12 protein-coding genes and 1 pseudogene are annotated in these 11,851 nt (G+C 57.3%); 3 read left to right on the top strand and 10 right to left on the bottom strand.

Annotated elements, in window-relative coordinates; translation table 11 throughout:
• Positions 1 to 445 (top strand): annotated as a pseudogene (locus tag Q1J88_RS11980) (hypothetical protein); the annotation flags it as partial.
• Positions 446 to 480: 35 nt separating this feature from the next.
• Here Q1J88_RS11980 and Q1J88_RS11975 read toward each other — a convergent pair.
• The 7 genes from Q1J88_RS11975 to Q1J88_RS11945 form a co-directional block, all read right to left on the bottom strand.
• Positions 481 to 1,821 (bottom strand): MATE family efflux transporter, encoded by a 1,341-nt coding sequence (locus Q1J88_RS11975; protein WP_301117953.1) that lies wholly within the window; start codon positions 1,819 to 1,821, stop codon positions 481 to 483.
• Positions 1,818 to 2,153 carry an AzlD domain-containing protein gene (locus Q1J88_RS11970; RefSeq protein ID WP_301117952.1) on the bottom strand — a complete coding sequence of 112 codons (336 nt, stop codon included), beginning with the start codon at positions 2,151 to 2,153 and terminating at the stop codon, positions 1,818 to 1,820. The genes Q1J88_RS11975 and Q1J88_RS11970 overlap by 4 nt, the downstream gene beginning before the upstream one ends.
• On the bottom strand, positions 2,150 to 2,932 hold the full coding sequence (locus tag Q1J88_RS11965) for an AzlC family ABC transporter permease (protein ID WP_301117951.1): 783 nt from the start codon (positions 2,930 to 2,932) through the stop codon (positions 2,150 to 2,152). Before Q1J88_RS11965 ends, Q1J88_RS11970 begins: the two co-directional genes overlap by 4 nt.
• A 147-nt stretch (positions 2,933 to 3,079) precedes the next feature.
• Positions 3,080 to 4,012, bottom strand: a complete 933-nt coding sequence (locus Q1J88_RS11960) for a substrate-binding domain-containing protein (protein ID WP_301117950.1) — start codon at positions 4,010 to 4,012, stop codon at positions 3,080 to 3,082.
• A 30-nt stretch (positions 4,013 to 4,042) separates the two neighbouring features.
• The gene (locus Q1J88_RS11955) at positions 4,043 to 5,026 is read right to left on the bottom strand and encodes an ABC transporter permease (RefSeq protein WP_301117949.1); all 984 of its coding nucleotides are present in this window, start codon (positions 5,024 to 5,026) and stop codon (positions 4,043 to 4,045) included.
• Complete coding sequence (locus tag Q1J88_RS11950) at positions 5,026 to 6,480, bottom strand: sugar ABC transporter ATP-binding protein (RefSeq protein WP_301117948.1); 1,455 nt, start codon at positions 6,478 to 6,480, stop codon at positions 5,026 to 5,028. Before Q1J88_RS11950 ends, Q1J88_RS11955 begins: the two co-directional genes overlap by 1 nt.
• Positions 6,481 to 6,591: 111 nt before the next feature.
• Positions 6,592 to 7,176 (bottom strand): TetR/AcrR family transcriptional regulator, encoded by a 585-nt coding sequence (locus Q1J88_RS11945; protein ID WP_301117947.1) that lies wholly within the window; start codon positions 7,174 to 7,176, stop codon positions 6,592 to 6,594.
• Between the two features lie 170 nt (positions 7,177 to 7,346).
• Here Q1J88_RS11945 and Q1J88_RS11940 point away from each other — a divergent pair, with 170 nt between their 5' ends.
• A complete protein-coding gene (locus tag Q1J88_RS11940) occupies positions 7,347 to 8,426 on the top strand; it encodes a hypothetical protein (protein WP_301117946.1) in 1,080 nt (359 codons plus the stop codon).
• Positions 8,427 to 8,428: 2 nt separating this feature from the next.
• Positions 8,429 to 9,271 (top strand): alpha/beta hydrolase, encoded by an 843-nt coding sequence (locus tag Q1J88_RS11935; RefSeq protein WP_301117945.1) that lies wholly within the window; start codon positions 8,429 to 8,431, stop codon positions 9,269 to 9,271.
• A gap of 49 nt (positions 9,272 to 9,320) precedes the next feature.
• On the opposite strand, the gene Q1J88_RS11930 is transcribed toward Q1J88_RS11935, so the two are convergent.
• The 3 genes from Q1J88_RS11930 to Q1J88_RS11920 all read right to left on the bottom strand — a co-directional run.
• Entirely contained in the window at positions 9,321 to 10,457 is a 1,137-nt protein-coding gene (locus Q1J88_RS11930) for a cupin domain-containing protein (protein WP_301117943.1), read from the bottom strand.
• 193 nt (positions 10,458 to 10,650) lie between these two features.
• On the bottom strand, positions 10,651 to 10,992 hold the full coding sequence (locus tag Q1J88_RS11925) for a zinc ribbon domain-containing protein YjdM (protein WP_301117942.1): 342 nt from the start codon (positions 10,990 to 10,992) through the stop codon (positions 10,651 to 10,653).
• A 53-nt stretch (positions 10,993 to 11,045) separates the two neighbouring features.
• The coding region (locus Q1J88_RS11920; protein WP_301117941.1) for a hypothetical protein at positions 11,046 to 11,851 on the bottom strand (806 nt) is incomplete at its 5' end.

The following is an 11,851-nucleotide window of genomic DNA, read 5'->3' as shown; positions in this document are numbered from 1 at the left end:
CCCCGACCTGCTGGCCAAGCCTACTGTTCCGATCATCAAGAAGTACGGTGTGTGCGTGATTGGCAACGGCGAGAACTGCGACGACGTCAAGCAAGACGTAAATATGCCCAGCAACACGCAGATTCCTGGGTTCAGGGTGGGCACTGTCGCAAGTTATCCGATCAAGGTCCGCTTTACCGACCTGGACGACAACGTCTACACCTTTGAAGTCAAGCGCAAGTTCACCGAGTGTCCCGTAGACATGAAGTTTAAAGACTGCGATGAAAACAACAAGGACGTCGTCGATAAATCCCGGTGCTTTGTCGTCACCAGTAACGGCACTCCTCATGCCAAGTCGAAGCAATGGTGCGATGGCGCTGTTCCGAACCAGGCTAAAGACGATAAGGACCAGCATCTCACCAAGAACTTCATCAGCTTTGGTGTGCCGGCCAACTATCTGCCCTAGTTGATCCGGTTACGCTTGCAGCCAGGGGGCGCCTATTATGTCGTCCCCTGGCTGCAAATATTTCGGTATATGGTCGGACGCAAGGCGAGCCCCAATCCCACACCGCGCAGAGCGTTGAAGATAAGGAAAGACATCCACAGGCCGTGGTTTCCCAGCCAGGGCAGCAGGCAAAGCGATAGGGCCAGAAATACCAGCGAGCATGCCACCATGATCAACATCAGTGGCCGCGTTTGCGTTGCACCGATGAACACGCCGTCGAATAGATAGGCGGGCATGGATATCAAGGGGGCCAGTACCGCCCAGATCAAGAAGGTATCGGCCAGCGCGGCGATCCCGGCCTGGTCGGTCAGCAGGCGAATCAGCTCGGCTCCCGCAAGGGCATACACCAGCACGTATAACAAAGAGCCGATTACACCCCACACCATGCACACATGAATCACGCGGGCCAGGCGTGCCCGGTTTCTTTGCCCCACTGCAGATCCGCTCAAGGTTTCGGCGGCGTGGGCGAAGCCATCCAGGCCGTACGATGTGAAGCTCAGGAAGTTCAGCAAAATGGCGTTGGCGGCAAGCAAGGCGTCACCCTGTTTGGCCCCCAGGTGAGTAAACCAGGCCATCGTGGCCAGCAGGCAGGCCGTCCGGATGAAGATATGCCCATTGATCTGTATCAGCCGCCGCAAGGCGGTGGGTTCGAGTACCTGCGCCCAGCGTGCCGCCTTGATATGCAGAGCGTAGCTGCGCCATAACAGTGTGGCACCCACTAGCGCCCCAGTGAAATCCGCAACGGCCGTGGCCCGCCCGATTCCGGCCACGCCCCAATCCAGGCCATAGACAAACGCGAACACCGCCGCAAGGTTCACCAGATTGATCAGGATCTGGATGGCCAGGGCCACCCGTACTCGCTGGCAACCCAGCAGCCAGCCCAAAATGACATAGTTGGTAAGCGTAAGCGGAGCGGACCACACTCGACCATAGGCATAGAATTGTGCCTGTTCGGCTGCTTCCTGCGAAGCGCCCAGCAAAGCCAGTCCGCCTTCTATGAGTGGGCGTTGCAATATCAGTATCGACAGCCCGATCGCCCAGGCAATCAGCACGCCTCGTCCCACTGTCAGTACGATGGATTCCGGCGCACGAGCGCCGTAATATTGCGCGACCACACCGGTAGTGCCCATGCGCAAGAAGCCAAACACCCAGAACAGCAAATTGAAAAGCAAGCTTCCAAGTGCCACTCCTGCCAGATGATGCGCTCCGGGCAGGTGTCCGGCGACGGCCGTATCCACGGCCGACATCAGAGGTTGCGTCAGATTGGCCAGAATGATGGGAATGGCCAGGAACAGGACGCGCCGGTAGGTGACCGGTGTTGAGGGTGAGGGGCTCATGTCGCGATAACGAGGACAATCGCGTACATGGCGACTCCCGCAAAAACGGGCCAGCTCAGCGACCTGGTTCGATACCAGACGCATAGTGTCAGTGCGGTTCCAAAAACGGTGGCCAGCCAGGCGCTGGCCGTGTTCGATGCTGGTACCAGAGACACGCCAAACATGGCGGAAATCATGGCCGGGCCAAGCACGATCAGCCAGGCCGGAACACCGTCCGATGAGGCGCTGTTATGACGCTTCAGGCGACGTTGCATCCAGAAAAATGGAAGGGCCCGTAAAAAGTACGTGAACAGTGCAATGACCCCTACGGAAATCCAGAGCTCAACCGTCATGCCGTTTCTCGCTTGCCGGGTGTCGAGTTCTTCATGGCGTAAAACACCAACATGCCGCATGCTGCAGCCACGGGTATTGCCGTCTTTGTCCAACCATAAAATTGCAGCAGGGCCGCAGCCAGAATGGTGGCGCCTATGGTGGCCGACCAGATCCTGGATGTGAAGCGTGGCGCGAGCAGCACAACAAAAAGGGCCGGCAGGGCAAACGACATGGCCTGACCCAACGTTGGCCAGCGCGCTGTCAGCTCGGCGCCTGCTACGGCCCCGACTGCCGTGCCCACCACCCAGCCAAACCAGGCCAGCAAGGAGGCGCCCGTAAACCATCCCAGGCGCTGTTCGACAGGCAACTGGGGAAGGCGGGTGTGTGCCAGCGCAAATAACTGGTCGGTCAGCCCATGCATCAGCCACGGCCACCATCGACTTTGTGGAAGCAAGGGCGCCATATTTGGACCATATACGACAAGACGCGCATTGATCAGAAGCGTCATCAAGGTTACCAGCCAAATCGGAACGCCGGACGCAACCATGCTTACAAACAGGAATTGAGCAGTGCCTGCGTATACCAGGAAAGAGATGAGGATCGCTTCCCAGGCGGTAAAGCCGGCTTGAACGGCAATGAGACCGAAAGATATGGCAATGGGGATATAGCCGCCGAACAGTGGAATTGCTTCACGCGCCCCTGTGCGCCATGGTTGCTGGACTTTGGATGCTGCAGGCCGGGAAGTCATGTCGCTGGTCACCGGACGGAGTTCAAGGAATCGATGGACGCGGGCGATCACGGGTAATCGGAAGCAAGCGCGTCTTTGCCGATAGGGGCTTAATGATACATCCTGGCGACAATATGTACTTTGACACTAAAGAAAAAGGGCCGGTCTACAGAGACCCGGCCCTCGTTCGAAGCAGTGCTGCCGTTGGCGCTTAGAACCTTACTTCTTCGCACTCCGGTTCAACACTTCATCGACATTGCTGCTGTCAATCAGGACATGTTTGATGGCAACATTGCTGTCGGGCTTTTTGCCGTTGAGGTAGTCGATCATGGTATCGACGGCCAGGCGACCCCAGGTGACCGGGTTCAGCTCGACGGTCAGGCCGAGATCACCAGACTTGACCGCCCGAATCGCAGGCGGAATACCGTTCATTCCGGTCACGACTACTTCACCCTTCTTTCCGACACTGGCCACTGCCTGAACCGCACCCAGAGCCAGTTCGTCATTGGCGGCGTAGATGGCTTTCAGATTGGGATGTGCAATCAGTGCATCTTCGGAAAGCTTCAGTCCGGCTTCACGGGTTAGTGGCGCATCCTTGCGCATCACGACCTTCACATCGGGATAATCCTTCAGCACAGAATCAAAACCTGCGGCGGTGTTGATGAAGGTGGCCGCTCCGGCCGGGCCGGTGATCATCGCGATCTCACCTTTGCCGTCGATGGCTTTCATGATCCAGTTGGCGATGTCGGCACCGACCTTTTTCTCGTCCATTGACACGAAGGCTGACTGGTGCTCGGAATCGGCGTGACGTGCCACGGAGATGACGGGAATGTTGGCCTTGGACGCTGTCTCATAGGCGCTTCGCACGGCCACGGCGTCAATTGGCGATGCCAGAATGCCATCTACTTTTTGGGCAACCAGATCCTGGATACCGCTGACCTGTTGGGCGACGACTTCGTTGGCGGTCACGATGACCACTTTTGCACCGACTTCTTCGGCTCTTTGCTCGATGCCTTTCTTCATGGCGATGTAGAAGGGGTTGACATCTGAGGCTAGTGAAACGCCGATGACAGGCTTGGACTGGGCTGCGGCCAGTCCGGGTAGAGCGGCGGCGATCAGGGCCGACGAAAGTAGGGTGGTCAGAAACTTCATTGCTTATCTCCCAGGGGTTAATTGCAGGTTCTACTTATGTTTGTGTCGCATCTGGTCGGCCGCTGCCGCCAGAATGATCACGAGGCCTACCGCGATTCGCTGCCAGTAGCTGTCGACGCCCATCAGGTTCAGGCTATTGGCCAGGATGGTCATGATCAGCACTCCGATCATGGACTTGTAGAGTTTTCCTTCGCCGCCCTGCAAGGCCGCGCCGCCCAACACCACGGCTGCAATGGCACTAAGCTCATAGAATTCTCCGGCGGTCGGCTGGCCCGACTGCAGTCTTGCAGCCAGCATCACTCCGGCAATGGCGGCCGTGAATCCGCAGATGGCATAGGTGGTGATGACGACGCGGTTGACGGGAACGCCAGACAGGAAAGCCGCCTCTTTGTTGCCTCCGACAGCATAAGTGCGAGTGCCGAATGCGGTGCGATGCAGTGTCCACGCAAAGATGATGAAGGAGGTAATCGCGGCAATGACCAGGTAAGGCACGCCGTAGAGCCGGCCGGTTCCAAAACTGACGAAAGCGTCGGGCAAGCCCTCTTCACCGACGATGGGTGATCCCTGAGTCATCAGCAGGACGACACCTCGTACCAGAACCATGCTGCCCAAGGTGGCAATGAAGGGGCTGACTCCGACGCGTGCTATGACATAGCCGTTGATGACGCCCACGGCGACCCCGGACAATGCTCCGGCAACGACGCCCGCGACGATGCCGGAATGCAGCATGACTTCGGCGGCAATGCATCCTGCGAGTGCTACGACCGACCCGACCGACAGATCGAATCCGCCGCCGATAATGACGTAGGTCATGCCGATGGTCACAACTGCCAGCACAGAAGCCTGCAGAAGAATATTGGTGATGTTGGCCGATGAAATGAACCGGTCGGACATGAATGCCGAAAACAGGCAAAGGGCGAGCAGGACCAGTGCGGGTATCTGTCCGGACAAAAGTTTTGTCCAGGAGGTTGATGTCGGCATGCCGGGCGCCTGCCCGAGTGTGTTGCTACTCATTATCCAATTCCTAACAAGCTACGTAATTTGTGTTCACCGAATTCGTCGTCGGCGCTGTCCCGGCACATTCGCCCCACGTATTGCCCCTGTTTCATGACAACAACTTCGTCGCTAAGGCTTAGCAATTCGGGCAGATCGGTGGAAGACAGGAATACAGCGCCGCGTTGGGCGACGAACCGGTCGATGTAATCGTGAATCAGAGCCTTGGCAGCGATATCGATGCCGTTGGTGGGCTCGTCCAACAGCAAAAGCTCCAGATGGCCGGTCATCCATTTGGCAAAGGCGACCTTTTGCTGATTGCCGCCCGAAAGGTGGCCGACCGGCATATGGGGGTCGCGCGGACGGATGTCGAAGGTTTCCATCAGTGCGTTCACGACGGCATCGATGCGCGCTTCGTCACGACCGAATCGTGTGCTGAATTCGGACAAGTGCGGCAAGATGATGTTGTCCCGGATGGACATGGGCATTACCAGTGCCTTGCTGCGCTCGCCGGGAACCAGCCCCATGCCGGCACGGATAGCTTCCCGGGTCGACTGCGCAGACATCGCCTTGTTACTGCGATCCAGCGAGCCGAACGCCTTGTGCAGCAAGGCGGTGGTACCGCTGCCCAGCAAACCGCTCAGGCCCACGACCCGATGCGTACGGCCTGTTACCTGTTCGGCACCAATGGCAAGGGTGGCTTTTTCCGGACCGGCCTGCCGGACGGCGGGGCTTGCCTGCTGCAGCTCGCGCCCGGTCATTGCCCTGACGAGAACATCGTGTGCAAAAGGGGGCGCACTGATGGATTCTGCTACCCGGCCGTCGCGAAGAATGACGCAGGCATCTGCAAGCTGCTCTATTTCTTCGAGCCGGTGCGAGATATAGATAATTGCCACTCCCTGGTCTTTCAGGCGTCGGATCACCGAAAACAGCCGTTCGACTTCCTGTCGTTCGAGCGAAGCCGTGGGTTCGTCCAGTATCAGGATGCGAGCACGGCGGCTAAGTGCCCGTGCGATGACGATGAGCTGGCGGGAGGCGAAATCGAGCGAGCCCGCCAAGACGTCAGGATTCAGGTCGATGCCGAGCTGGCTCAGGACCTGTGCGGCAGTTTCCCGTACGGCCTTCCGATCCAGTGAAGGCAATACGCCCGCCAGTCGTCGGACGGGCAGTCGTCCCAGAAGGATGTTCTCAGCCACGGAAAGCTGAGGTACGACACGCAGTTCTTGGGGAACCAGAACGACACCCGCTTCCATGGCTTCAGAGGGTGTGTTGAAGGCAACCGGCTCGCCATTGATCAGAATGGTGCCGGAATCGGCCTTGTAGATGCCGGAAAGAATCTTGATGAGAGTGGATTTGCCAGCGCCATTTTCCCCCAGCAAGGCCAGAATCGTTCCTCCGGTGACCGTTATCGACACGTCGTCAAGAGCCTTGGACCTTGAAAACTGCTTGCTTATATTTTTAATTTCGAGACGCATTGATAGCCCCGCCAACATGAATAGCGAACATTGATCGTTATTCTTGCGGTCGGAGCTGGCAGTGCCAAGAGGGGATAATCCCTAATAGGGTTAGCCTTGAGGGGTAGTCGGTTAGCCTTGCGGAGGATAGGCAGCGAGAATCATGTCACAAAGCAATTTGATCTCGTCGGCATCTGCTTTTTGGCCGTTCTTCAAATGGAAATTGACCGCGTAGCCGTCGAATGCCATGATCAGCATCGTGGAAATCGATTGGCGAGCTTCAACCGGGGCCGAAGGAAGGCAATGTGCCAACATCTGATCTATGGCTTTGTCGGTGGGCGCGCGCAGCAGCTTGGAGTATTTGTCTTGGTTGGACCGGTCTGACAAAGCTTCGATAAGGGTGCCACAAAAGCCGCCGTCTGCCGCCGGGAGCGTTTTCCAGATGGCGATAAATAGCCGATACAACGCGTCGGAATGATTTTTGCATCCAATGACGTGCTGCTTGATCTCGGCCAACTGTTCGCTGAACCAGTTCTGATACACCGAAATCAGGATGTCCAGTTTGGAATCGAAGTAAACGTAAATATTGGCGGCCGAAACTTTGGCGGCTTTGGCTATCTGGGGCATGCGAGTGCCCGAATAGCCATGGGTCTTGAAGAGTTCATAGGCCGCTTTGGTAATCGCCTGTGCGACCTCGGGTTTCTTTACCTGAACCAATGTCCTTCCTTGAAATAGCAGCGCCGAACCACCGGCGCCCGTCCTGGGCGCAACTATGATAAGGGAAAACCATAGTTCTACCCAGACTCACGAACTGTATATCATAAAACCGAACAGTGTTTGTTATTGATCGGTCGGTCCAATACCCTTATGTCCACAAGGAGACTTTAATGATTAAAGCTGATGTGCGCACACAAACCTTGAACCCCGCCAAACTGGCGGCGCTGTTCAAGAAGCAATTCGAGCTATGCAATGTGAAGAAAGGCGAAACGATCGCTATCGTCAGCGACCTGGGTACGCGCACCGAATATATCGAGGCGTCCTTCGCTGCGGCCGACATGCTGGGCGCCGATATTTATGAATTAAAGGTCAACCTCATTCCCGACTGGACGAAAGTAGGCGTGCCCACCATTGGTCAGTGCAAGGGTACCCTTGATGCCCTCAAGGCTGCCGACATGATCCTGATCTTTCATGTGCCGTTGTTTGCATCGTGGCTGCGCGAAGTTCGCCAGGCCGGTGCGCGGGTGCAGATGGTTATCGATGCTCCCGACGACCTATATGCCTTGCAGGCACCTGCGGGTCTTAAAGAGGCGGTGCTCCATGCTCATAAGGTGTACGAAAAAACCCGCAAGGTGCATGTCACCAGCAAGGCAGGAACCGACCTGACATACGAATGCGGCGAGTACCCCGTCATGAGCCAGTATGGCTACGCGGACGAGCCCGGTCGCTTCGACCATTGGGGTGTGGGCTTGATCCACACCTTCCCCAATGAGGGCAGTGCCAGCGGACGTGTGGTGGTGCAGCCCGGCGATATCGTCATTCTTCCCTATTGCCGTTACGTGCAGGATGAGATTCAGGTCGAAGTGCGCGACGGTCACATTGTGTCAATCGAGGGCGGCCTGGATGCAACCTTGATGCGAGAGTGGCTCACAGAAGGCAAAGAGCACGAGAACGACATGGATCCGTTCGCCATCTCGCATTTGGGTTGGGGCCTTAATCCGCAGTGTCGTTGGGACTCCATCGCGCTTTACGGTTCAACCCCCGAACGCAGCCATGCAGCGGCCCGCTGCTTCCCGGGCAACTTCCTCTTCTCGACCGGCCCGAATAGCCAGGGGGGCGGCAAGCGCACGACACGCGGCCACTACGACCTGCCCATGCGCGATTGCTCCATCGATCTGGATGGCGTCCGCGTCGTCGATGCAGGCCGTCTGGTTGATCCCAAGATGATTGTGCCCCGGGAGCGTCGTTAAGCATGGACCGCAACGCGTACCCCCCTCAGGAGCCGTTCAACGAGAACATGGCCAAATACCATGACGTTCTTATTGAACGCGCAAAAGGCTTGCAGCCTGTCGAAGTCAACTATGGCGATGATCCCTATCAAAGCCTGGGCATTTTTCCTGCTGCCAACCCGGATGGTCGTGTGCTGCTGTATTTCCATGGCGGCGGCTGGACCAACGGCTACAAGGAGTGGATGTACTTCATGGCGCCGGCCTTGAATGCACTGGGAATCACCTTTGTGTCAGGGGGCTATCGTTTGGCGCCTACCCACGTGTTTCCCACTGGCTTTCAGGATTGCGCGCGCGCCGTCGAATGGCTGCGCCAGAATGTTGATCAGTGGGGGGGCGACCCCGACAAACTGTTCGTCAGCGGACATTCGGCCGGCGGCCACTACGCGGCCCTGCTTGCCGTGACAGACGAAGCCTTGCCCGGCGTTCCGTGTTCCTCGGCATTGCGAGGCGTGGCACCTGTATCCGGAACCTACTATTTCGGCGAAGACTCGGGGTTGGCGGTTCGTCCGCGCTTCCTGGGTCCCGCGGAGCTCGGTGCCGAACAAGAGGCGTCTCCAATCCGGCATGTGCGGGCCGGATTACCACCATTTCTGGTCACGTGGGCAGAAGATGAGTTTCCTCATTTGAAGCGGCAGGCACACGAAATGATCCAGGCACTGCAAGACGCGCAGGTTGACGTAAGTACGCTTGAGCTGCCGGGCTGTAATCACTTCACCGCCAGTTTCGCGGCGGGCGATGTCGGGGGCCTGTGGCCCTCTACCCTTGACGGCTGGTCTGCAGCGGTCATTGAAAATTCGATGCAATAAAAACAAGGCTCCAATCGGAGCCTTGTTTTTTATTGCCGAGTTGCCTGGTTTACGCCGGCTGAACGACTTCGCTGCGTTGCGCGTGCAAAGCCTCGAAAATAGGCGTATCGCTAAAGCGGAAGAGATCAAGCGAGGGCTGGCCGGCGTCTGCCTGGGCCCGGAACGTGGTCCATGAAGGCACGACAAACATATCGCCTCGGCGCACCTGCCATTGCTTTTCGCCGACGGTGATCGTGCCGGTTCCGTCGAATACTTGAAAGACAGAGGACCCCACCTCGCGTGTCGTGCGCGTGTTGGCACCGCCGCGGACCCGATGCATTTCAGTGCGGATCGTAGGTAATACATCGCGTCCATTGGTGGGGTTGGTGTAGCGTACCGCAGCATGGCCCGGGCTAAGCGTTGCGGCGTAGCCTTCTTCCTCGAGCGCCAGCTGCTCGTCGAGCGCACGATCAGTATCAACCCAGCGGTAGGCCAGCAACGGCGAGCAGGGCGTGGACTCTAATTGAGACACGGGCCGCAAGCCGGGATGGCCCCACAGACGTTCGGATCGCGAAAACTGCGGCGAAATCAGTTCGTCAGCACTTAGCTGGTCGCGGCCGACTTCAAAGAAGGTCGACTCGGTGTAGTGTGAAAACGGGATGTCCAGCCCGTCGATCCAGGCCATCGGCTCGCTTGCCGCATTGTGGTGCGCATGCCAGTTCCAACCGCCTTGCGGAAGAAAGTCGCCGCGCGACATACGGATCGAATCGCCGTTGACCACCGTCCATACGCCTTCGCCTTCGACGACGAAGCGGAAAGCATGCTGTGTGTGACGGTGTTCGGGTGCGTCTTCGCCTGGCATCAGATATTGAATGGCCGCCCACAAGGTGGGCGTGGCGTAGGGGCGCCCGCCCAAAGACGGGTTGGCCAGTGCGATGGCGCGACGCTCGCCGCCACGGCCCACCGGAACAATTTTTCCGGCCTCGTCAGCCAGTTCCAATAGCCTGTCCCAACGCCAGAGGTGCGGGCTTGCCTTGCTGTTTGGTGCAAGTGGCATCAGGCCGCTGATTTCGGTCCAAAGGGGAACCAGCAGTTCTTTCTCGAAACCTCGGTAGAGTTTTTCGAGGGCGGGGCTAGGCTCAGGCTGGCCGGGGCCGTTGATAACAGACAATCGGACAGGAGAAGGAACGACTTCAGTCACGCTCATGATGCACTCTTTAATTGGGTATCTTTCTTATTCTAGCAGCGCGGCGAACGTCCATAAACATCGTGTCACGCTGCCAACAATCAGACACGGAGCGTCAATACATTCGAACAGTGGCGAACTATTGCCGACTTGGCCGGGCGCGCGGCAGAGATGCCGCAGGAGTCCGATCAGGAGTTACACGAAATCTGGGGCGTCAAACCTTTTTAACGAATTCCGTCTTCAGGCTCATCTGGCCGAAGCCGTCGATGCGGCATTCGATATCGTGGTCGGCATCCACCAAGCGGATGTTTTTCACGTGCGTCCCCATTTTGATGACGTTGCTCGAGCCTTTGGGTTTCAGGTCTTTGATGACGGTGACCGTGTCGCCGTCTTGCAGGACGTTTCCAAAGGCATCGCGAAACACCTTTGCTTGTTCTTCGTCCGGCGCTTGCTCACCGGGAAGCCATTCGTGTGCGCACTCCGGGCAGATCAGAAGCTGTCCGTCGTTATAGGTGTATTCAGATTTGCATTGAGGGCAAGGAGGTAGGGTGTTCACTGTATTTCCAAAAGCTAAAACATAAAAACAAACTACGGGTCGGTAGCGACCGCCTAGACAGAGGACTCCTCGACGACTGCAATCAGTTCGTCTTCCTCGAAAGTAAGAGTGAATGATTTCGGAGCCACCGCATCGTGAGCGCGAACTGCCACCGACAGGCTGTCGCCGCTTAGCTGCGCAACTTCCAGTAGCGCGGGGTCATCGCCGATCCAGACGTTACCGTCGACTTCTTGAAACTTTTGAACAAGCTCCAAGTGATAAAGATCGCCTTCAACGCACTCCCATTGCCAAGCGCCTTCGACCCGCGCAGGTACGATCCATTTGTAAATATTCACGCCGCTCAACTGAATGTGCTCGTCAGGCTTCCAGTCTCCCATATCAAAGGTCTGCGAGATGATGCGTGTACCCGGGCGTAACTGGCTCAACAACCTGGGCCGCAGGCGAACGTTTACTGCATCGAGCAGGTAAAGGGTGACCACGGTGGCTTCGCTGAAGTCGGCTGTGAATATATTGTCTTCGATGAAGTCGACCATGAATTCCACGCGAGAGTTACCGGCATATTCCATAGCGTCGGCAATTCGCACAGTGTCCATTTCGATGCCGACACTTCGCGCACCGCGATCACGCGCAGCGGCGACGACAATGCGCCCGTCACCCGAGCCCAAGTCAAACAATACGTCTTGGGAGTTGACCGCGCCCAGATCGAACATGGCTTCGATCACCCGGTCATCGGTAGGTACAAACGGAACATCCAGAAATTTATCCGGGTCCGGCGAATAATTATCGAGATCGTCGATCAAGTCTTTGAACAATGCTGTTACCTGGCGGTATCTGAAGGTGGCTGGCTCCTGAGAGGCGT

It is taken from the genome of Pusillimonas sp., from assembly GCF_029263785.1.
GTDB lineage: Bacteria > Pseudomonadota > Gammaproteobacteria > Burkholderiales > Burkholderiaceae_B > Pusillimonas.
The sequence above is the reverse complement of the archived record's forward strand: the minus strand, read 5'-3'. Positions and strand labels throughout refer to the sequence as shown.